Origin of the sequence: Tsukamurella sp. M9C (assembly GCF_020169415.1) — a bacterium.
Classification (GTDB): domain Bacteria; phylum Actinomycetota; class Actinomycetes; order Mycobacteriales; family Mycobacteriaceae; genus Tsukamurella.
In genome coordinates, this window is record NZ_JAIULG010000009.1 from 19,361 (window position 1) to 39,844 (window position 20,484).

General features: G+C 72.6%; 18 protein-coding genes. 5 read left to right on the top strand and 13 right to left on the bottom strand.

Annotation, left to right across the window (positions count from 1 at the left end):
* Positions 1 to 11: 11 nt before the first annotated feature.
* The 8 genes from LB823_RS07080 to LB823_RS07115 form a co-directional block, all read right to left on the bottom strand.
* Positions 12 to 920: a glucosyl-3-phosphoglycerate synthase gene (locus LB823_RS07080; RefSeq protein ID WP_224646062.1), complete on the bottom strand. Its 909-nt coding sequence runs from the start codon at positions 918 to 920 to the stop codon at positions 12 to 14.
* Positions 917 to 1,810 (bottom strand): dihydropteroate synthase, encoded by an 894-nt coding sequence (folP, locus tag LB823_RS07085; RefSeq protein ID WP_224646063.1) that lies wholly within the window; start codon positions 1,808 to 1,810, stop codon positions 917 to 919. The genes LB823_RS07080 and folP overlap by 4 nt, the downstream gene beginning before the upstream one ends.
* Before the next feature lies 1 nt (position 1,811).
* Positions 1,812 to 3,623: a long-chain-acyl-CoA synthetase gene (locus LB823_RS07090; RefSeq protein WP_224646064.1), complete on the bottom strand. Its 1,812-nt coding sequence runs from the start codon at positions 3,621 to 3,623 to the stop codon at positions 1,812 to 1,814.
* 9 nt (positions 3,624 to 3,632) lie between these two features.
* On the bottom strand, positions 3,633 to 4,181 hold the full coding sequence (locus LB823_RS07095) for a TIGR00730 family Rossman fold protein (RefSeq protein ID WP_068524574.1): 549 nt from the start codon (positions 4,179 to 4,181) through the stop codon (positions 3,633 to 3,635).
* On the bottom strand, positions 4,178 to 4,972 hold the full coding sequence (locus LB823_RS07100; RefSeq protein WP_224646065.1) for a TIGR00730 family Rossman fold protein: 795 nt from the start codon (positions 4,970 to 4,972) through the stop codon (positions 4,178 to 4,180). The genes LB823_RS07095 and LB823_RS07100 overlap by 4 nt, the downstream gene beginning before the upstream one ends.
* Positions 4,973 to 4,982: 10 nt before the next feature.
* Entirely contained in the window at positions 4,983 to 6,059 is a 1,077-nt protein-coding gene (dapE, locus tag LB823_RS07105) for a succinyl-diaminopimelate desuccinylase (RefSeq protein ID WP_224646066.1), read from the bottom strand.
* A gap of 78 nt (positions 6,060 to 6,137) precedes the next feature.
* Positions 6,138 to 7,490: a magnesium transporter gene (mgtE, locus tag LB823_RS07110; protein ID WP_224646067.1), complete on the bottom strand. Its 1,353-nt coding sequence runs from the start codon at positions 7,488 to 7,490 to the stop codon at positions 6,138 to 6,140.
* Between the two features lie 69 nt (positions 7,491 to 7,559).
* The gene (locus LB823_RS07115; protein WP_224646068.1) at positions 7,560 to 8,147 is read right to left on the bottom strand and encodes a TetR/AcrR family transcriptional regulator; all 588 of its coding nucleotides are present in this window, start codon (positions 8,145 to 8,147) and stop codon (positions 7,560 to 7,562) included.
* Between the two features lie 79 nt (positions 8,148 to 8,226).
* On the opposite strand from LB823_RS07115, the gene LB823_RS07120 reads away from it, so the two are divergent.
* The 3 genes from LB823_RS07120 (at position 8,227) to dapD (ending at position 10,753) form a co-directional block, all read left to right on the top strand.
* On the top strand, positions 8,227 to 8,658 hold the full coding sequence (locus tag LB823_RS07120) for a tautomerase family protein (protein WP_224646069.1): 432 nt from the start codon (positions 8,227 to 8,229) through the stop codon (positions 8,656 to 8,658).
* Positions 8,651 to 9,667: a zinc-binding dehydrogenase gene (locus LB823_RS07125; RefSeq protein WP_224646070.1), complete on the top strand. Its 1,017-nt coding sequence runs from the start codon at positions 8,651 to 8,653 to the stop codon at positions 9,665 to 9,667. Before LB823_RS07120 ends, LB823_RS07125 begins: the two co-directional genes overlap by 8 nt.
* A gap of 135 nt (positions 9,668 to 9,802) precedes the next feature.
* A complete protein-coding gene (dapD, locus tag LB823_RS07130; RefSeq protein WP_224646071.1) occupies positions 9,803 to 10,753 on the top strand; it encodes a 2,3,4,5-tetrahydropyridine-2,6-dicarboxylate N-succinyltransferase in 951 nt (316 codons plus the stop codon).
* Positions 10,754 to 10,811: 58 nt separating this feature from the next.
* Here the strand turns inward: dapD and LB823_RS07135 are convergent, their stop codons facing one another.
* The 5 genes from LB823_RS07135 to benA all read right to left on the bottom strand — a co-directional run bounded on the left by LB823_RS07135 (position 10,812) and on the right by benA (position 18,226).
* Positions 10,812 to 11,072 carry a hypothetical protein gene (locus LB823_RS07135; protein ID WP_224646072.1) on the bottom strand — a complete coding sequence of 87 codons (261 nt, stop codon included), beginning with the start codon at positions 11,070 to 11,072 and terminating at the stop codon, positions 10,812 to 10,814.
* Between the two features lie 100 nt (positions 11,073 to 11,172).
* Positions 11,173 to 13,680 (bottom strand): helix-turn-helix transcriptional regulator, encoded by a 2,508-nt coding sequence (locus LB823_RS07140; protein ID WP_224646073.1) that lies wholly within the window; start codon positions 13,678 to 13,680, stop codon positions 11,173 to 11,175.
* Positions 13,681 to 13,721: 41 nt separating this feature from the next.
* The gene (benC, locus tag LB823_RS07145; protein WP_224646074.1) at positions 13,722 to 16,319 is read right to left on the bottom strand and encodes a benzoate 1,2-dioxygenase electron transfer component BenC; all 2,598 of its coding nucleotides are present in this window, start codon (positions 16,317 to 16,319) and stop codon (positions 13,722 to 13,724) included.
* Between the two features lie 21 nt (positions 16,320 to 16,340).
* Positions 16,341 to 16,853, bottom strand: a complete 513-nt coding sequence (gene benB, locus LB823_RS07150; protein ID WP_224646075.1) for a benzoate 1,2-dioxygenase small subunit — start codon at positions 16,851 to 16,853, stop codon at positions 16,341 to 16,343.
* Entirely contained in the window at positions 16,850 to 18,226 is a 1,377-nt protein-coding gene (gene benA / locus LB823_RS07155) for a benzoate 1,2-dioxygenase large subunit (RefSeq protein ID WP_224646076.1), read from the bottom strand. The genes benB and benA overlap by 4 nt, the downstream gene beginning before the upstream one ends.
* Positions 18,227 to 18,399: 173 nt before the next feature.
* On the opposite strand from benA, the gene LB823_RS07160 reads away from it, so the two are divergent.
* Together LB823_RS07160 and LB823_RS07165 are read left to right on the top strand one after the other, a co-directional pair.
* A complete protein-coding gene (locus tag LB823_RS07160) occupies positions 18,400 to 19,338 on the top strand; it encodes a LysR substrate-binding domain-containing protein (RefSeq protein WP_224646077.1) in 939 nt (312 codons plus the stop codon).
* A 5-nt stretch (positions 19,339 to 19,343) separates the two neighbouring features.
* Positions 19,344 to 20,447 (top strand): mandelate racemase/muconate lactonizing enzyme family protein, encoded by a 1,104-nt coding sequence (locus LB823_RS07165; RefSeq protein WP_224646130.1) that lies wholly within the window; start codon positions 19,344 to 19,346, stop codon positions 20,445 to 20,447.
* Positions 20,448 to 20,484 lie beyond the last annotated feature (37 nt).

The following is a 20,484-nucleotide window of genomic DNA, read 5'->3' on the forward strand; positions in this document are numbered from 1 at the left end:
AGTAGTTGTCTCTACGGCAGCGAGGCCACCGGCGGCCGGTCCTGCAGCGACAGCTCCGTGGTGACCTCGGTGAAGCGGTCCTCCGGCCCCGGATCCACCAGGTACTGCGTGATGCCCTCCCCCGAGTCCTCGATCCCGCAGCGCCGCAACGCCGTCCCGAGGATCTGGCGGCTCATCACGCCCAGGTCGCGCAGGTCGCGGTTGCGGTGCTTGCGCACGGAGAGGTTCACCTGGGCGATTCCCGCCATGCCGTAGCGAGCCTCCGCGTCGAGCAGCAGCCCGATCTCCACGCCGTAGCCGGGCGCGAAGGGCACAGAGGTGAGGAAGTCCCGCGTCCCCGCGTACTCGCCGCCCAGCGGCTGCAGGATCGCGCGCAGCGGCGGCCGCAGCGCCGCCAGCAGCGGCCGGGCGACGAGCTCCGTCACGCGGCCGCCGCCCGTGGGGTCCTCGCCCTGCTTGAAGACGCGCAGCGGGCGTCGGTAGTACGCCTTGACGAGGTGCACCTCGGGGTGGAACAGCATGGGCCCCAACAGCCGCGGCACGTACCGCGGGTCGGGTTCGATCAGGTCGGAGTCGACGAAGGCGATCAGGTCGCCCGACGCGGCCGCGACCCCGCGCCAGAGGGCCTCGCCCTTGCCCGGCACCGGCGGCAGCCCGGGGATCGCCTCCTCGCGGCTGATCACCGTGGCGCCGGCGGCGCGGGCCCGCTCCGCCGTGGCGTCGGTCGAACCCGAGTCGAGCACGATCAGCTCGTCGACGAGGGTGCCGAGGAGCGGCGCGATCGTCGCCACCACGGCGCCGACGGTGGCCTCCTCGTTCAGCGCCGGGAGTACCACGGAGACGGTGCGTCCGGCCTTCGCGGCGACGAGTTCGTCGATGCTCCAGCGGGGCTCCTCGAAGAACCGGTGCGCGGTGCTCACGCGAGCCCCCGCACGACGCGGGCCGGCGGGCGGGTGCCGTCGATCGAGGCCACCATCTCGACCACCCGGCGGGTGTCCGCCACCTGGTGCACGCGGAACATGCGGGCCCCGGCGTGCGCGGCGAGCGCGGTCGCGGCAAGGGTCCCGGCCACCCGTTCTTCGAGCCCGGCATCCAGGGTCTCGCCGATGAAGTCCTTGTTGGACAGCGCCATCAGCACCGGCCAGCCCGTGCCGACGAGCTCGTCGAGGTGCCGCAGCAGTGCGAGCCCGTGGTGGGTGTTCTTGCCGAAGTCGTGGGTGGGATCGATGACGATGCCGTCCTCGCGCACGCCCGCCGCGAAGGCGGCCTCCGCGGCGGCGGCGAGCGAGTCGCGGACGTCGGCGACGACGTCGGGATAGCGCACGCGGAACGGGCGGGTGCGGGGCACCGCGCCGCCGGTGTGCGAGCAGACGAGGCCCGCGCCGGTCGCCGCTGCGATCCGGGGCAGGTCGGGGTCGGCGCCGGCCCAGGTGTCGTTGATGAGGTCGGCGCCGGCGTCGACGGCGGCCTCGGCGACGGACGCCCGCCAGGTGTCCACGCTGATCAGCAGATCGGGGTGCCGGTCGCGCACCTGCGCGATGAAGGGCACCGTCCGCGCGATCTCCTCGGTCGCGTCGACCTCCTGGCCGGGGCCGGCCTTGACGCCGCCCACGTCCACCACGTCGGCGCCCTCGGCGACCGCCGCGTCCACGCGCTCGAGCGCGGCGTCCACCGCGAAGTAGCTGCCGCGGTCGTAGAAGGAGTCCGGCGTGCGGTTGATGATCGCCATCACCAGCGCCCGGTCCACGGGCACCGGGCGGCCGCAGAAGGTGGGGCGCACGGGGATCGGGCCCACCGACGGTGCGGTCATCCTAGGAGCGCAGATCCGGGACCTTGGCGGCCGCGACGTCCGCCGCGTACCCGTCGTAGGCGGGCACGTAGCCGTCCGCACCGCCGACGAAGACGTACAGCGGGTCGTCGCCGGTCTCCGCGAAGCCCTGCTTGCGCAGCTCGCCCTTGAGACTCTTGAAGGTGGAGGTGACCTCCAGGCTCGGCACGACGCGCGCGTAGAGCGGGATCGCATAGGCGGGCAGCTCGTTCCGTAGCTGCGTCGCGAGCGCGGCACCGTCGAACTCGCGGCCCTCGGCGAGCTTGACGGCGGCCATGCCGGCCTTGCCGTCGGCGCCGGGGATCGCGACGCCGTAGACGATCGCGCCCTCCACCTGATCAGCCTCGTCGAGCGCGCCCTCGACCTCGGTGGTCGCGACGTTCTCGCCCTTCCACCGGAAGGTGTCGCCGAGACGATCGACGAAGGCGATGTGGTCGAAGCCCTGGTTGGTGACCACGTCGCCGGTGTTGAACCAGACGTCGCCGTCCTTGAAGCCGTCGCGGATCAGCTTGGCGTCGCCGGCCTTCCCGTCGGTGTAACCGTCGAAGGGGGCGGACTTGGTGATCTTGGTGAGCAGGAGACCGTTCTGGCCCTTCTTGACCCGTTGCAGCCGGCCCTTGGCGTTGCGCAGCGGTCCGGCGGTGTCGATGTCGTACTCGACGACCGCGTGCGGCAGGGGGCACAGGCCGACGGTGGCCTCGATGTTGAAGACGTTGACGAAGGCGATGTTCGTCTCGCTCGCGGCGTAGAACTCCATGATCCGCTCGATCCCGAAGCGCTCCTGGAACTCCCGCCAGATCTCTGGCCGCATGCCGTTGCCCGCGGCCACCCGGATCGTGTTCGACCGATCGCTCGGCTTGGGCGGCTGGTTGAGCAGGTAGCGGCAGATCTCGCCGATGTAGATGAACATCGTGGCCGAGTTCTCGTTGGCCTCGTCCCAGAACCGCGTCGCCGAGAACTTGCGGCCGATGGCGAGCGTGGCGCCGGAGACCAGCACCGAGCCGAGGGCCACGAGCGCGGCGTTGTTGTGGTACAGCGGAAGCGGACAGTACATGACGTCGTCGCGGCGCATGCGGACGGCGGTCGCGCCGAATCCCGCCATGCCCTTGAGCCAGCGGTAGTGCGTCATGATCGACGCCTTCGGCATGCCCGTGGTGCCCGAGGTGAACACGTAGAACGCGCGGGTGCTCGCGGGCAGCGTGGCGGTGACGGCCGGGTTCTCGGTGGCCCGGGGGTCCTCCGACCGCGCCTGCCGGGCCTGCTCGGCGAGCCGATCGACGGTGAGGATCACCCCGTCGGACGGCCGGTCCGCGGCGTCGAGCGAGTCGAAGGCCTCGAGGTCCTCCGCGCCCACGATGATCGTGCCGGTGTCGAGGATGCCGAGGCTGTGCGCGAGCACGGCGCCGCGCTGGTTGTAGTTGACCAGGCCCGCGGTGGCGCCGACCTTGACGATGGCGAGCATCACTAGCACCATCTGCGGGTGGTTGTGCATGACGACGCCGACCACGTCGCCCACCTTCACGCCGCGCTGGAGCAGAACGCGCGCATAGGTGTTCACGGTGGCGTTCGCCTCGCCGTAGCTGATGCCCTCGCCCTGGAACCGCAGGAAGTCGCGCGACGGGTGCTGCGCCGCGCGCTTGGCGAACACCGTGCCGATGGTCTCCTTGCTGTTCGGCGTGCGCAGCAGGATCGACGGGCCCTCCTTGATCAGGAGGGGCAGGTCGGGCACCAGCTTGCCGACGCCGCGCGCCAGATCCGCGATGCCGACGGTGCTGTTCTTATGCGTAGAGCTCACGCGGCGAGCCTACCGTGGGACCGCCGTACCACGGCACGCCTCGAGGGCGGCCGTGACGTCCGTCGCGCGCAGCAGCCTGCCGAGAGCGGCGTCACCCACGAAGCCCTTGGCCTTGAGCCCGTCGATCCAGTCGAGCAGCGGCGCGTAGAAGCCGTCGTGGTCGAGGACGACCACGGGCTTGTCGTGCATGGAGAGGTAGCCGGCGGTCCACGCCTCGAAGAACTCCTCGAGGGTGCCCACGCCACCCGGCAACACCAGGAAGGCGCCGGCGTTGTCGTCCATGAGCTGCTTGCGCTCGCGCATGGTGGCGACCACCAGCAACTCGTCGGCGCCGTGGTCGGCGACCTCGCGATCGACGAGCGCCGTCGGGATCACGCCCAGGGTATGAGCGCCGCCGTCGCGGGCGGCCTGCGCGACCGCGCCCATCATGGACACGTGCCCGCCGCCCCAGACGAGCGAGTCCCCGCCGGCGGCGATGCCCCGGCCCACCTCGGTCGCGAGGTCGATGTACTCCTGCGGCACGGGGCGCGAGGCGCAGAAGACGGCGATCGCGGTCACGAGGGGTCCACCTCGCTGGCCTCGGCCTCGCGCTCGCGGGCGGCGTCGGCGCGCACGATGATGTCGATGGCCTCCGCGACGGAGTCGGTCACGGTGATCAGGTCGGCGTCGCCGGGCGAGACCATGCCCTGTTCGGTGAGCGTGCCCCGGATCCAGTCCACCAGACCGCCCCAGTAGGCGGAGCCCAGCAGCACGATCGGGAACCGGGTCACCTTGTGCGTCTGCACCAGGGTGAGGGCCTCGAAGAGCTCGTCGAGGGTGCCGAAACCGCCGGGCAGGCAGACGAAGGCCTGCGCGTACTTGACGAACATGGTCTTGCGCACGAAGAAGTACCGGAAGTTGATGCCGAGGTCGACCCAGTCGTTGAGCCCCTGTTCGAAGGGCAGCTCGATGCCCAGCCCCACGGAGAGGCCGTCGGCGTCCTTGGCGCCGCGGTTCGCGGCCTCCATCGCGCCCGGCCCGCCGCCGGTGATCACCGCGTAGCCTGCGCGCACCAGCTCCGCACCCAGCTCTCGGCCGGTGGCGTACTCGGGCGAATCCGGCTTGATCCGAGCGGAACCGAAGACGGTGACGGCCTGCGGCAGTTCCGCGAGGGCCCCGAAGCCCTCGACGAACTCGGCCTGGATCCGCATCACCCGCCAGGGGTCGCGGTGCAGCCAGTCGGCGTCGTCCGCGTTAGCGAGGAGCCGCTGGTCGGTGGTCGACGATTCCGTCGCCGCCGCGCCCTGCACGCGGACGGGTCCGCGGTAGCGCAGGTAGTGGTCGTGGGAGGGCTTCTTATCGGAGGCCATGACGCACAACCTACCCAGCGAGGAAGGCGCGCAGCACGGCGGCCACCTCGGTGATCTGCGCGGTCTCGACGTGCTCGTCGCGCTTGTGCGCGTAGTTGGGGTCGCCCGGGCCGAAGTTCACCGCCGGGATGCCCAGCGCGGCGAAGCGCGAGACGTCGGTCCAGCCGTACTTGGCGCGGAACCGCCCGCCGGCGGCCGCCACGAGCTTCGCCGCGGCGGGGGCGCCGAGGCCCGGCAGCGCGCCGGGCGCGGCGTCGGTCACCTCGAAGGCGAGGGCACCGTCGGCGAGCGGTCCGGCGAGGACCTCGCGGACGTGCGCCACGGCCTCGTCGACGGTGCGGTCCGGCGCGAAGCGGAAGTTGACGTCGACGAAGGCCTCGTCGGGCACGACGTTCCCGGCGACGCCGCCCTCGATCTTCACGGCGGACAGGCCCTCGCGGTACTCGCAGCCGTCGATGTCGACGGTGCGCGCGGTGTACGCCTGGAGGGCCGTGAGCACGGGGCCGAGCTTATGGATCGCGTTGTCGCCCAACCAGGACCGGGCGCTGTGCGCGCGGACGCCGCCCGCGGTGATGCGCACCCGGATCGTGCCCTGGCAGCCGGCCTCGATGAGCCCGCCCGAGGGCTCGCCGAGGATCGCGACGTCGGCGGCCAGCCACTCGGGGAGCTCGCGCTCGATGCGGCCGAGACCGTTGAACTGCGAGGCGATCTCCTCGCACTCGTAGAAGATCAGCGTCAGGTCGTACGCCGGTTCGGCCATCGTGGCGGCGAGGTGCAGGAAGACGGCGTCGCCGCTCTTCATGTCGACGGTGCCGCAGCCGTGCAGAATGCCGCCCTCGCGGCGGCTGGGCACGTTGTCGGCGATCGGCACGGTGTCGAGGTGGCCGGCGAGCATCACCCGCTGCGGCAGGCCGCGATTCGTCCGCGCGAGCACGTTGTTGCCCACGCGGAGCACCTCGAAGCCCTCCAGCGCGCGGAGCGCGACCTCCACCTCGTTCGCGATCCGTTCCTCGTCGTGGCTGACGCTGGGGATGTCCACCAGCGCGGCGGTGAGGTCGATCGGGTCCGAGGCGATGTCGAGGGGCACGGCCCCAGCGTAGTAGCGCTACGGGGACGCGACCACCACCAAGGCCGCGACGGCAGAGTCACCCCTCCAGGGTGGTGCTCAGATCGGGAGGATCGCCTTGGCGATGAGGAAGTACAGGATGAGGCCGGTCGCGTCGACGAACGTGCTGATGAACGGGTTGGAGAAGACGGCCGGGTCGACGCCGATGGATTTCGCGACGATCGGCATGAGCCCGCCGACGGTGGCCGACATGGTGCAGACGCCGAACAGCGTGGCGCCGATGACCAGTCCCACGTCGACCCCGAAGAGGGCGCCGGCGATGACCGCGCCGAGGGTGCCCAGGACCAGGCCCAGGGTCGCGCCGACGCGGACCTCGCGGCCCAGCACCCGGAAGACGTCCGCGGTGGTGATGTCGCCGAGGGCGAGCGCGCGGGTCACGGTGGTGGCGGCCTGGTTGCCCGTGTTGCCGCCGGTGCCGATGATCAGCGGCACGAAGAGCGAGAGCACCACCATCTCCTGCAGGCTGTCCTCGAAGACCGAGAGCACCTTGACGGTCAGCGTCGCGCCGATCGCCAGGACCAGGAGCCACACCACGCGCGAGCGCACCAGCGTCCGCACGGGCGTCGACAGGTAGGGCCGGTTCAGGGGTTCCACGCCGCCCTGTCGCGCCGCGTCCTCGCTCTCCGCCTCCTCGAGGATGCGGAGCGCGTCGTCGACGGTGAGGATGCCCACGAGGCGGTGCTCGTCGTCGACGATGGGCATCACCAGCAGGCGCTGCTCGGCGCAGCGGCGGGCGGCCTCCTCGGCCGATTCCCGCGCCCGGGCCGTGCCCGCGATGTTCATGATCTCGCGCACCGGGGTCTCCGGGGCGCTGCGCAGCAGGCCGCGCAGCCCGACGATGCCGACGAGCACGCGCCCGGGCCCGACGACCGGGATGCCGTAGATGGTCTCGACGTCGTCGATCCGGGCCCGCACCGCTTCCAGGGCCTGCTCGGCGGTGTCGCCGGGGTGGACGGAGACGAACTCGGGGGTCATCTCGCGGCCGACGGATCCCTGGGGGTAGCCGAGCAGGGCCGCCGTCGCGGCGCGCTCGCCCTCCGGGAGGCCCTGGAGCAGGCGTCCGGCGACGGTCGCGGGCAGCTCGTCGAGCAGGGTGACCCGGTCGTCGGGGTCCAGCTCGGCGAAGAGGCCGGTGACCTGGTCGTCCTGGAGATCGTGGATGAGCTCGCCCTGCAGGGGAGCGTCGAGGGATTCGAAGACGGTGAGCGCCTCGTCCTTCGCCAGCAGGCGGAAGACCACGGCGCGGTCCTTCCGGCTGAGGCGTTCGAGGACGTCGGCGACCTCGTGCGAGGTCAGGGGCGCGATGAGCGATGCGACGGTGCTCAGGTCCCCGTCGTCGACCGCGTCGTCGATCCGGTTGGCGAGCTTGGCCGTGTCGAGTGTCGTGGTCACTGAATGCACGGTATCCGAATCCGTCGGCTCCGCAGCGCGAGCGCGGTGGCGCGGCGTCGATCTCGGTGGCTACCCGCCGTCCACCTCGAGCGCACCCGCGAGCGCGACATCGAGCGCGGTCGCCACCTCGTCGAGCGGGGCGGTGGAGCGCTCCGCTCGGCACATCGCGACAGCGCCCTCCACCGCCGCCACCGCGAGCGCAGCGAGCGACCGCGAGCGGGCTTCCGGCACACGGTGTCCGCGGAGGGACTCTGCAAGCAGCTCCCGCCACGCGGCGAAGGCCTCCGCGGCCGCCGCGCGCGGCGCGCCGGCGTCGGGGTGCTCGTCGACGGCGACGGCGAGCACCGGGCAGCCTGCGCCGAAATCGCTGTCCTCGAGGATCGTCCGCCACGTCTCGATGAAGGCGGCGAGTCCGGCGCGCGGGTCGTCCTCGATGCGGGAGGCCAGGGCGCTCCGGGTGAGGCCGTCGGCGAATCGCACCGCCTCGGTGGCCAGCTCGGACTTGCCGCCCGGGAAGTAGTGGTAGGTCGAACCGAGGGGCGCCCCCGAGTGCTTCGCGATCTCGCGAACCGAGGCGGCGGTGAATCCACGCCGCCGCAACAGGTCCGCGGCCCCCGCCACGACCCGGGCGCGCACCTCCGACGATTCACGTGCCATCGCCCGACCTCCTCTTGTTCTAACGACTGTCATAGCGTACCGTCCGATTCGTTCTATAACGACTGTCATAGGAGTTGCTATGCCGATGATCCAGCTGACCGCGTCCGCCGGCGCCCTCACCGGGGTCGACCGCGCCGCGCTGCGCGCGACCCTCGAGTCGACGCTGCTGCGCTGGGAGGGCGCGCCCGACACGCCGTTCTTCCGCGCGCAGGCGTGGAGCAGCGTCGCCGAGGCCGACTTCGGCAGCTCCGAGGATGCGCTGCCGCGGTTCCGGGTCGACGTGACCGTGCCGCAGGGCGCGCTCTCGGAGCGGCGCCTCGTCGGCCTGGTCGACGAGGCGACCCGGGTGGTGCTGCACACCGCCGGACTCTCGCCGGAGAGCGCGCTCCAGGTGTGGGTGCTCGTCCATGAGCAGCCGGAGGGCACCTGGGGCGCGGGCGGTGGGATCGTCCGGTTCGCAGAGCTCAAGCAGATCGCCGCCGCCCAGCGCGCGGAGGCAGCCGATGCGTGAGCTGACCTACGTGGAGCGGTGGACCGCGGAGTGGCGCGAAGCGCCGGACCCGCGGATCAGCGGCGACGAGCAGGCGATCGTCGCGCCGGTCGCGGCCACCACGTGCGACGTCGACACCCAGATCCTCGCGGGGCACTCCCCCGTCCCCGGGCCGTTCGCGCTCGGCCACGAGTGCGTCGCCCGGGTGCTCGAGGTGGGAGACGGGGTCCGCACCGTCGCGCCCGGCGATCTCGTCGTCGTGCCCTGGTCCATCAGTTGCGGCGACTGCGACCGGTGCCGCGCCGGGCTCACCGCGCACTGTTCGACGGTGCCCTACATGGCGATGTACGGCGCCCCGATCGGCGGCAACTGGGGTGGCCTGTTCTCCGATCTCGTGCGCGTGCCCCACGCCGACGCCATGCTGGTGCCGTTGCCCGCCGGGCTCGACCCGGTGGCGATGGCCTCTGCGAGCGACAACTTCTCCCTGGCGTACCGGCTGGTCGCGCCGCACCTGCGGACGCGGCCCGGCGGCTCGGTACTGGTGCTCGCTCGGGGAAGCATCGGGCTCTACGTCTGCGACATCGCACGGGCGCTCGGCGCGGGCGATGTCCTGTACGTCGACCCGGATCCCGCACACCGCTCGCTCGCGGAGACCTATGGCGCGCGGACGGCGGAGGCGATCGACCCCGTCCACCAGGGCTTCGACATCGCGGTGGAGGCCACCGCCCGGGTCGACCAGTTGTCGATCGCGGCACTGTCCCTGAAGCCGGAGGGCATCGTCGAAAGCGCAGGCAATCACTTCAAGCCGGGCGAACTGCCACTCTTCGCGATGTACCTCAACAGCGTGAACCTGCGCATCGCCCGGGACAACGTTCGGCCGACCATCCCCGGTGCGCTCGACCTCGCCGCGTCCGGCACCGTCGACCCGCGGGCCGTGGTCAGCGACGTCTTCGACTGGGAGGAGTTACCCGAGCGGATCGTGGGCCGCCACTCCAAACCGGTGTTCACCCGCGAGATCACCGTGGGATGAGCGACGCCGAGGTGCGCAGCGGGCTCGGTGTGGACGCCGTCGGCGGCTGGTTCACGTGGTCGAGGACGCCCTGCCGTCGGCGGCCCTCCTCGGCTGGGGCCGCGCCCGCCGGAACCCTGCCGGTACCCTGATCGCGTGACGAATCGTGGAGCGAAGGCGTACGGACTGGCCACCCTCACGGACGACGGGACGGTGCTCGACACCTGGTACCCCGCGCCGGAGCTGACCGACGGCGGCGGCACCGCCGGCACCGTGCAGGATCCCGACGGTGCGCCGGAGGTCCTCACGGCCTCCGCCGGCGCGGACGCGGCCCGCAAGGTACGCGTCGTGGTCGTGCAGACCACGATCGCCGACCTGGACGCCGCCCCGGCCGACGCGCACGACGTCTACCTGCGCCTGCACCTGCTGAGCCACCGCCTCGTGCAGCCGCACGGCCTCAGCCTCGACGGCCAGTTCGGCCTGCTCGCGAACGTCGTGTGGACCAACTTCGGCCCCTGCTCCCCCGTGGACTTCGAGTCGGTGCGAGCGGCGCTGTTCCCGCGCGGCCACGTCACGGTGTACTCGGTCGACAAGTTCCCGCGCATGGTCGACTACGTGCTGCCCAGCGGCGTGCGCATCGGCGACGCCGACCGCGTCCGCCTCGGCGCGCACCTGGCCGAGGGCACGACCGTCATGCACGAGGGCTTCGTGAACTTCAACGCCGGCACGCTCGGCACCGCGATGGTCGAGGGCCGCATCTCGGCGGGCGTCGTCATCGGCGATCACTCCGACGTGGGCGGCGGCGCCTCGACGATGGGCACGCTGTCGGGCGGCGGCAAGGAGATCATCAAGCTCGGCGAGCGGTGCCTGCTGGGCGCCAACTCCGGCCTGGGCATCCCGCTCGGCGACGACTGCGTGCTCGAGGCCGGCCTCTACCTCACGGCCGGCACCAAGGTGACCGGCCCGGACGGGACGCAGGTCAAGGCGCGCGAGCTGGCCGGGCAGAGCAACCTGCTGTTCCGCCGCAACTCGGTGACCGGCGCGGTCGAGGTCGTGCCGTGGAAGAGCGAGGGCGTCGAGCTCAACGCCGCGCTGCACAAGAACTGACCCGGACGCGACGAGAACGGCGGCCGGTGCCTGACCCGGCCGCCGTTCTCGTCCACCGTCAGTGAATACTCTTCGCGGAGAGGTCGCCGGCGGGCCCCACGGAGCACCCCAGCCCGCCCAACACCCGGTCGAGCGCACGATGCAGGACGGGCTGCTCGCCCACGGGCTCGGTCACGGACACGCGCGGCGAGCCGGTGCCCACACACTCCGGATGGTGTGACACCAGGCGGGATTCGACCATCCACAACCCCACGCCGCACAGCACCACCGCCGCGCACAGCGCAGCGACCAGGGCGACCCTGACTTTCGTGAATGTCATCTTCACCGCCTTCCCACAACTGAACCTCACTCCTCTTTGCAATAGCGTAGCACTCGACCCCGCGATGATTCGCAGAGGCAATCATCAGCTGGGTGCGCCGCTAGCCGCCGAGGCCCGCCGGGCCGCGGTCCGTGAGCTCGCCGCCGTACCGGGCGGTGAGCTCCCCCCTGGTCCGAACGCCCAGCTTGGCGAAGATCCGGGTCAGGTGGAACTGCACCGTCTTCGGCGAGAGGTACAGCTGCTCCGCGACGCGCCGGTTGGTATCCCCCGCCACCACCAGGCGCGCGACGTTCAGCTCGTGCGGGGTCAGCGTCGCGACGTCCGCGGCTGACGGGCCGCTCGTCCGGCCCAGCTCGCGGTCGGTCGTCCGCAACCGGGCGTGCGCCCCGAGTGACTCGAAGGCCGCCGCGGCCTCGCCGAGGTGGTGGGCCGCGTCCCTCCGATGCCCGGTGCGCCGCAGCAGCATTCCCAGGTCGAGGTGCAGGCCGCCCGCCGCGACGGGAAAGGACTCGGCCTCCGCCAGACAATCCCGCAGCGCGTCCGCCGCCGCGTCGGCATCGGGATCCGCCGCCGCGCGGGCCGCACCCATCCGGATCCGCGCGGGCGTGCTCTGCGGTGCCGGCGCGCCGTCGAGCAGGGCGACGGCCTCGTCGCCGCGCCCCGCGTCCGCGAGCGCGCGGGCGGCGACGTGGTGCCAGGGCCAGAAATCGGGCCCCACCGTCCGGGCGGCCGGGTCCGCGAGGAGGGGCTGGACGGCCGCCAGCACGGCGCGCGGACCGCCGCGGGCCGCCGCGGCCTGCGCCAGCGCCGCCGGGATCCGCTGCGTCAGATAGCCGGTCGGGGCGACCCGCGCGGCCGCCGCGTGCCGGTCCGCGCCGTCGGCGTCACCGCGCAGCGAGAGGATCTCGGCCGCGGTCCAGTGCGCGAGCGGCGAGCAGAGCACGATCCCCGTGCTGTCGCCGAGCTCCACTGCCTCGCGCGCGCTGTCCAGCGCGGCGTCCCAGTCGCCGATCTCGAACTGCACCCGCGCCAGCCAACCGAGGGCCCACAGCGAGACCCGGTGCGCGCCGCCCACGGCCTCCCGGGCGGCGGTGAGCGCGGTCCGCGCCCGGTCCAGGTCTCCGAGCCCGTACTGGATCCAGCCCACGCCCAGCATGAGCCGCTGGGACACCGCGACGGGAAGGCCGGTCTCGGCGAGCCCCACCTCCACCGCGCGGGCCGCACCGACCACGTCGCCGGCCGCAGCGGCGCCGAGCCCGCGGAATGCCCGGGACTCGATGGCGGGCGGAGCGTCGCCGCCGAGGGCTATGGCACGGTCGGCCCAGGTTATGAGCGCCGGGCCGTCCCAGCGCACGAGGGCGTCCAGGCCCCGACGGTGCGCGATCCGCGCGGCGGGGAGCGGGTTCAGGCGGGGGTTCACCGCGTTCCAGGCGCGCTCCAGCCGGTCCAGCGCCTCGGCGGGCCGCCCCGATTGGATCGCGACGTAGCCCAGCACCGAGTCCCGCTCGGGACTGGCCGGAAGTGCCTCGATGGCGGGCACCAGCTCGCGGGCGGCGCCGAGGTCGCCGGCGCTGACGTACGCGTCGACGGCCGCGATCCGCAGCTCGCGCGCGGCTTCGGCGTCGGCGGCGACGCCGGTGGCCGCGGCGAACGCAGCAGCGGCCGAGGACCATTCGCCGCGGGCGGCCAGCGCACCGCCGTCGTCGGCGAGCGCTCTCGCCAGCGCCGCGTCGCTCCGCAGGACCGCGGCCGCGCGGTGGCGCAGGGCGCGGTGCGGATCGACCACCTCGGCGGCTGCGGCGTGCAGCCGCGCCCTGTCCGTCCACGCGGAGGCCTCCTCCACCGCGCGGGCGACGATCGGCGCGGGCGGCGCGATCCATGGGCCGTCCCGGTCCCGGCGGGCGATCACCAGCCCGTGGGCCGCGAGCGCGTCGAGCAGTTCCGCTGTCACCTCCGTGCCGGCCACGGCGGCGAGGTCGGTCGGGGCCGCGCCGCCCAGGACCGCCGCCGCGAGGGCGACGCCGGCCGCCGGCTCCCCGACCTCCGCCAGCGCCGCGGCGATCCGGTGCCGTTCGCCCGCGGGCACCGCGTCCGAGGGCTGCCCGCCGGAGCGCGCGGCCTCGTCGAGCGCGGCGAGCGTCGCCTCGATCGCGCCCCCGGTCCGGCGGTGCAGCCGCACCGCTGCCGCGCCCGACAGCTCGAGCCCGAGGCCGCGAGCCAGGGCGGCGATCTCGTCGGCGGAGAGGGCGTCCAGCGCGAGGTGGACGTCGGCGCCGAGGGCGCGCGCGTCGTCGTTCCACAGGCCGGATACCGGCGGCTCGGCCGTCGCCCGCGCCAGTACGACCGGCGTGCCCCGTTGCGCCGCGGCCGCGAGCTCACCGAGCTCACGGTCATCGAGCCGCTGCGCGTCGGCGACGATCACGCCGGCACCGGCGGCGAGGGCCTCGCGCACCCGCGCACCGTCGTCCGGCGCGAGGGCGCCGAGGGCCTGCACGACGGACGCCTCCGGTCGCGCGAGCGTCGCCAGCGCCCGCGCCCCGCGGCCCGTCGGGTCGCCGATCACGGCCGACCGGGCTCCACGGATGCGCCGCACCGACCAGGGGTCCATCGCCCCACGATAGGCGGGCGGGGCGGCGGCGGGACGCCGGTTCAGCCGAGATCCCCGCCGCCGACCGGCAGGACCGAGCCGGTGAGGTAGCCGGCCTCGTCGCTCGCCAGGAAGCAGATCACGGCGGCCTGCTCGTCGAGCGTCCCGTACCGGTGCATCAGGCTCGACTCCAGCGTCTGGTCGATGTGCGCCTGGAACCACGCCCGCTCGACCTCGGTCTCGGGGACGTCCCCGCCCCGGGGGATGCGGCGGGCGGGCGCCTCGGTGCCGCCGGGGGCCGCGGCGACGACGCGGATCCCGCTGTCGGCGTACTCCATCGCGAGCGACGCGGTGAGCGCGTTCACGCCGCCCTTCGCCGCCGAGTAGGGCACGCGGTGGACGCCGCGGGTCGCGACGGACGAGACGTTGACGATGACCCCGTGACCCCGTCGCTGCATCGACGGCAGCACGGCCCGGCAGGAGAACAGCGTGGTGAGCAGGGACCGGGTGACCTCGGCGCCGATCTGCGCCTCCGTGAACTCGGTGAAGGGCTTGAACCACATCGCGCCACCCACGTTGTTGACGAGCACGTCGATCCGGCCGAAGCGTTCCAGCGCCTGCGCGGCGACGTCCTGTGCGCCGGTGAGCGATTCGAGGTCGGCCACGGCGGCCACGGCCTGCGCCCCGTGGGTGGTGAGCTCGTCGGCGAGTTCGCGGACCAGGTCGGACCGGTCGACGAGCACGACCTGCCCGCCCTCCGCGTGCACCCGGCGGGCGACGCGCTCGCCGATGCCCTGCGCGGCGCCGGTGACCACGACGACCCGGCCGGCGAACCGCCCGGGATGGACGAAGGCGGGTGTGCGGGCCAGCTCCTGCTCGTGCATCGCGCGTCGCGTGGTCTCCATGGACCGCTCGGCGTGGTCGGCGACCAGGGTGCGCGCCGCCTCCCGGTCCCCGGCGGCGATCGCCTCGACGATGTCGAGATGGTCCTGCGCGCAGCGCGGGTGGATCCAGGTGGCGCTGCGCAGGGTGGTGTCCATGTGGCTGCGGACGCCGAGCCGCTGGTAGGCGGCCAGCAGGTGCTCGTTCCCGGTGAGCGTGAACAGGTAGTCGTGGAAGGCGGCGTTGGCCTCGGTGTACCCGGCGGCGTCGGTGAGCCGGTCGCCGTCGAGGTAGGGCACCGTGGCCTCCGCGAGCAGCCGGTAGCCGGCGAGCTGTGGCGAGCCGAGCCGCCCCAGCACGAGTTCCAGGGCGCCGAGCTCGAGGGCCTTGCGGGCCTCGAAGACGGCGTCGGACTTGCGGATGTCGGGGTGTTCCTCGCCGATCTCGTAGCCGTCCGCCCGCGCGGCGGGATCCGCGTGCAGGACGAGCGGCTGCAGGTCGCTCGTGGCGAGGAGCGGCTGGCCCGCCACGCCGCGCGCGTCCGGATTCTCCACGAGCGCACCGCCCGCGCCGACGAGCAGCCCGTCGAACGACAGAGCCTCCGCGGCATCGGGTTCCAGTGCTGCGGCCGCCGGCAGCGGGGCCGGGGGTTCGACGGACGTGGACGCCGCGGGCGCGGGACTCGACGCGACGGACACCGGGGCCTCGGTCGCGGGTGCGGCCGCCGGAACGGCGGATGCGGGGGCAGCGGCGACGGCGGGGAGGAACTTCTCGTAGTAGAAGCCCGTGGGGGTGATACCGAGCCTGTCCAGCTCCGCGCGGAAGCCGTCGATCATGGGCGGCGGCCCGCAGAGATAGACCGCCACGTCGCCGCCGTGCAGGTGCGCGGTGCGGAGGATGTCGGTCACGTGCCCGCGGTGGGCGGCGGTGCTGTCGGCGGCGGAGACGCAATGCTCGAAGTCGAACGCCCCCAGCTCCTCCCGGAGGCCGGAGAGCACGTCGAGCTGCGTGACGTCCTGGTCCTGCGAGACGCCGTAGAGCAGCTGCACGGAGCGCCCCGGATCCCGGGTGCGCATGGACCGCAGCATGGACAGCATGGGCGCGAGCCCGGTCCCGCCGGCGACGAGCAACGCGGGCCGGTCGGCCTCGCGGAGGAAGAACGAGCCGAGCGGCCCCCGGAAGCTCACCCGGTCGCCGACTTTCGCCCGCCCCGTGAGCCAGTCCGACATCGCGCCGCCGCTCGGGATGAGCTTGACCAGGAACTCCAGCTCCTCGTCGTCGGGGTGCGAGGCGAAGGAGTAGGACCGCTCGGCGTCGGGCGCACCGTCGACCCCGGATCCGGGCACCGCGATGTTCACGTACTGCCCGGGGAGGAAGGCGAGGCGCTCGCGCTCGTCGGCGCGCAGCCGCAGCCCGACGGTGCTCGGGGTGAGGCGTTCCAGCCCGGTCACGGTCGCGGCGAACTCGCCCACCTGCGTCTTCGCCACCGCCGAGGTGCTGTTGATCTGCAGCACCAGGTCGGAGGTCGGCGACATCGAGCAGGGCAGGCAGTAGCCCTGCTCCGCCTCGTCCGGGGTGAGCGCGTCCTCGACGTAGGTGCCGCCGTCGTAGGTCCCGGATTCGCAGAGCGCCTTGCACGTTCCGCACGCCCCGTCGCGGCAGTCGAGCGGGATGTTGATCCGCTGCCGGTACGAGGCGTCCGCCACCGTCTGCCCGGGGTCGACGGAGATGAACCGGGTCACCCCGTCCTCGAAGGCGAGCGCCACCTGATGCGCCATGATGAGATCCCTTCCGCCCGTTCAGACGTGGTAGATGTCGACGACGTGGTGGATGTAGTCGTTCTTGAGCACCACGGTCTTCCGGCGGAACAGGGGCTGCTCGCCCGAGAAGTCGAGCGTCGCCATGGTGGTGCCGTAGTACGGGTCGATCGTGTCGTACCGGAAGTACATGGTGTGCCAGTTGAATCGGACGTCCACCAGGTCGCCGCGGCGCTCGATCACCTCGACGTTGGTGATGTTGTGGCTGGTCCGCGGCTCCGGCAGCGAAGTCGCAGACGAGCGCTCGGTGCGGATCCGGAAGACGCGGTCCGTCAGGCCGCCCTTGTCCGGGTAGTAGACCAGCGATATCTCGGTCTGCGGGTCATCGGTGAGCTTGTCGTCGTCGGCCCAGGCGGGCATCCAGAACTCGCAGTCGGCGGCGTAGCAGTCCAGCCACTTCTCGAACTCGCGGTCGTCCAGGTGCCGCGCCTCGCGGTAGAGGAACTGCTCGATGACGTGCTGATCGATGGCGCGCGAGCCGGCCGCGGCGCTCATCGGACGACTCCCTTCGCGGCGTCGGCCTGCAGGCCGGCCTGGAGGGCCTCCTGCCAGTACTTGTGTTGCACGGGGTACAGGCCCTCGTCCTCGTTCTTGACGCCGGAGGAGACGACGCCGGTCATGCCGAGCGTCGTCGCGACCTCGTCCGGGCCGGTGAGCCAGTGCTCGGCGCCGCGGCTCATGTCGTTCCACTGCGCAGCGGTCGCGAGGAAGGTCTTCTGGCAGCTGCGGAACTCCTCGAGGTCGTCCGGCGTCGCCATGCCCGAGGCGTTGAAGAAGTCCTCGTACTGGCGGATCCGCCAGGAGCGGTTCTCCTTCGACTCGCCCTTCGGGGCGATGCAGTAGATGGTGACCTCCGTCTTGTCCACGCTGATCGGGCGGAAATGCCGTATCTGCGTGGAGAACTGGTCCATCAGGTAGACGTTCGGGTACAGGCACAGGTTGCGCGAGCCGCGGACCATGAAGTCGCCCTTGGCCTCACCGAACTGCTCCTTCAGCTCGTCGAGCCGGTCCCACAGCGGGCGGTCCTGCGGGTTCCCCGCCCAGGTCCACAGGCACAGGTGGCCGTTCGGGTACGACCAGTAGCCGCCGCCGGACTTGCCCCACTGGCCCGCGTCCAGCGTCTTGGTGGTGTTGCCCGAGTCGCCCGTGTTGCGGCGGCTGGTGGTGGCCGCGTAGTTCCAGTGGGTGGCGGTCACGTGGTAGCCGTCGGCGCCGTTCTCCGCCTGCACCTTCCAGTTGCCGTCGTAGGTGTACGTGGACGCACCGCGGAGCACCTCGAGCCCGTCGGGCGACTGGTCCACCAGCATGTCGATGATGGCCGTGGTGTCGCCGAGGTGCTCCTCCAACGAGGGCACGTCCGGGTTCAGCGAGCCGAACAGGAAGCCGCGGTAGTTCCCGAACTTCGCGACCTTCGTCAGGTCGTGGCTGCCCTCCTTGTCGAACTGGGCCGGGTAGCCGGCGCCGTCGGGATCCTTGACCTTGAGCAGCCGGCCGTCGTTGCGGAAGGTCCAGCCGTGGAACGGACAGGTGAGGGTCTTGCGGTTGTCGCTCTTCTTGCGGCACAGCATCGCGCCGCGGTGCGCGCAGGCGTTGATGAGCAGGTTCAGCTCGCCGTCGGCGCCGCGGGTGATCACCACGGGCTGCCGGCCGATGTAGGTCGTGTAGTAGTCGCCGACCTCGGGGACCTGGCTCTCGTGCGCGAGGTAGACCCAGTTGCCCTCGAAGATGTACTTCATCTCCAGCTCGAAGGTCTCCTCGTCGGTGAAGATGTTGCGGTTCACCCGGTAGACACCGTCCGCGGGGCGCTCGTCGATCGCCCGATCGAGCACGTCGGGGGACGGTGTGGGTGAGGGTTCGGTCACGGTCATGGGAGACCTCCGGTCGACTGGGTGGCTGTGATCCCCATCACCGTGCCGCGCGGCGTACGGCCCGCGCGCCGGGCATATCGCTAGCAACCCACCAGGGTGCTTTTGCTGCCGCTCGGGCACCAATCAGGACGTAATAGGTCCTGGTCTTTCCCAATCGATGCTCCTACCGTGAGATGCACATCACATCGACCACCGAGGAGGACGCCGTGGAGCTGCGACACCTGCGCCAGTTCCTGGCCGTCGCGCAGACCGAGCACTTCGGCCGCGCCGCGGACGGGCTGCACATCGCCGGCCCCGCGCTGTCGCGCACCATCCGGCAGCTCGAGACCTCCCTCGGCACCCCGCTCTTCGAGCGCACCACCCGCCAGGTGGAGCTCACGGAGGCCGGCCGGGTCTTCGCCGGGGAGGTCCGCCGGATCCTCACCGAGCTCGACGGTGCCGTCGGCCGCGCCCGGCTGATCGGGCAGGGCGCGAGCGGCGTGCTCCGGGTCGGCGTCACGGGCTCCGCCTCGTACGGCGTGCTCCCCCGCGTGGTCCGCCGGGTGAAGTCGGTCCTCCCGGACGTCGAGCTCACCATCGACACCGAGATGCTGACGCCGGTGCAGGCCGCCGCCCTCATCGACGGCCGGCTGGACCTCGCGCTGCTGCGCACCCCGGTCGCCGTCGAGGGCATCGCGCACCGGGTGCTCTTCGCGGAGCCGCTGATCCTCGCGCTGCCGCAGGGGCACCGGTTCGACGGGGACCCCGACGTCACCGTCGCCGACCTGCAGGACGAGGCCTTCGTGACCTACCCGGCCGATACCGGTTCCGTCGTCGACGGCGCCGTGGTCCGGACATGCGCCGCGGCGGGTTTCACCCCGCGCCGCGCCCACCAGGTGCCGCAGACCTCCACCCTGCTCGCCCTCGTGGCCGCGGGCCTCGGCATCGCCCTGGTCCCCCGCACCGCCAGCTCCATCCAGCTCCCCGGCGTGCACTTCGTGGACCTGCCCGCCACCGAGAGCGTCGAGCTCGCCCTCGCGTGGCGTGCCGCCGACGACTCGCCCCTCCTCGCCCGCGTCCTCGAGGCGCTGGGCGGGACCGACCTCACCGACGAACGGGAGACGGCCGCATGACCGACCTGCGCATCACCGCCATCGAGGCGATCCCGTACCGGATCCCCTACGTCAAGGCGCTGAAGTTCGCCTCCGGCGAGGTGACCCACGCCGACCACGTGCTGGTGCGGGTGCACACGGCGGGCGGCCTCGTCGGCCACGCCGACGCGCCGCCGCGGCCCTTCACCTACGGCGAGACGCAGGCCGGGATCGTCGCCGTGATCGACGGGATCTTCGCCCCGCAGCTCGTCGGGCTCGACGCCGACCGGCGCGCCGTCCTGCACGCCCGGATGCACCGCACCGTCGGCAATCCCGCGGCGAAGGCCGCCGTCGACATGGCGGTGTGGGACGTCCTCGCGCAGGCCTGGGGCACCTCGGTCAGCCGCGCCCTCGGCGGCCACACCGACCGCATGCGGGTGTGCCACATGCTCGGCTTCGACGCGCCCGCCGCCATGGCCCAGGAGGCCTCCGCCGTCCGGGACCGCTACGGCATCACCACGTTCAAGGTGAAGGTGGGGCGCCGCCCCGTCGATCTCGACGTCGACGTGGTGCGCGCGCTGCGGAACACCCTCGGCGACAAGGCCGAGCTGTACATCGACGGCAACCGCGGCTGGACGGCCTCGGAATCGCTCCGCGCCCTGGACATGCTCGCCGACGCCGGCCTCACCCTGGCCGAGGAGCTGTGCCCCGCGGACGACGTGCTCGGCCGGCGGCGGCTGGTGGCGAACTGCCGCATCCCGTTCGTCGGCGACGAATCCGTCACCACCCCGGCGGAGATCACCCGCGAGCTGCTCGGCGGCGGCGCCACCGCCGTCTCCATCAAGACCGCCCGCACGGGATTCACCGGCTCGCAGGAGATCCTGAACCTCGCCACCGGCCTCGGCGTGGAGGTCGTGATGGGCAACCAGATCGACGGCCAGCTCGGCACCGCCTGCACCGTGGCCTTCGGCGCCGCCCACGCCGCCACCAGCGCCCGCGCCGGCGAGCTCTCCAACTTCCTGGACATGGCCGACGACCTGCTGACCGAGCCGCTCCGCATCGTCGACGGCGAACTGGCCGTTCCCTCCGGTCCCGGGCTCGGCGTCACCGTCGACCCCGACAAGCTCGCGCACTACCGCCTCGACGGATAGCCCCGTCCCCCTGAAGCCTCAGCCAGAACATCAGCCC

Coding starts and splice junctions, on each gene's coding strand:
- folP (WP_224646063.1), bottom strand. CDS start 1,810: ATGACCGCACCGTCGGTGGGCCCGATCCCCGTGCGCCCCACCTTCTGC.
- LB823_RS07100 (WP_224646065.1), bottom strand. CDS start 4,972: ATGGCCTCCGATAAGAAGCCCTCCCACGACCACTACCTGCGCTACCGC.
- LB823_RS07115 (WP_224646068.1), bottom strand. CDS start 8,147: ATGGCACGTGAATCGTCGGAGGTGCGCGCCCGGGTCGTGGCGGGGGCC.
- LB823_RS07120 (WP_224646069.1), top strand. CDS start 8,227: ATGCCGATGATCCAGCTGACCGCGTCCGCCGGCGCCCTCACCGGGGTC.
- LB823_RS07125 (WP_224646070.1), top strand. CDS start 8,651: ATGCGTGAGCTGACCTACGTGGAGCGGTGGACCGCGGAGTGGCGCGAA.
- LB823_RS07135 (WP_224646072.1), bottom strand. CDS start 11,072: ATGACATTCACGAAAGTCAGGGTCGCCCTGGTCGCTGCGCTGTGCGCG.
- LB823_RS07140 (WP_224646073.1), bottom strand. CDS start 13,680: ATGGACCCCTGGTCGGTGCGGCGCATCCGTGGAGCCCGGTCGGCCGTG.
- benC (WP_224646074.1), bottom strand. CDS start 16,319: ATGGCGCATCAGGTGGCGCTCGCCTTCGAGGACGGGGTGACCCGGTTC.
- benB (WP_224646075.1), bottom strand. CDS start 16,853: ATGAGCGCCGCGGCCGGCTCGCGCGCCATCGATCAGCACGTCATCGAG.
- benA (WP_224646076.1), bottom strand. CDS start 18,226: ATGACCGTGACCGAACCCTCACCCACACCGTCCCCCGACGTGCTCGAT.
- LB823_RS07160 (WP_224646077.1), top strand. CDS start 18,400: ATGCACATCACATCGACCACCGAGGAGGACGCCGTGGAGCTGCGACAC.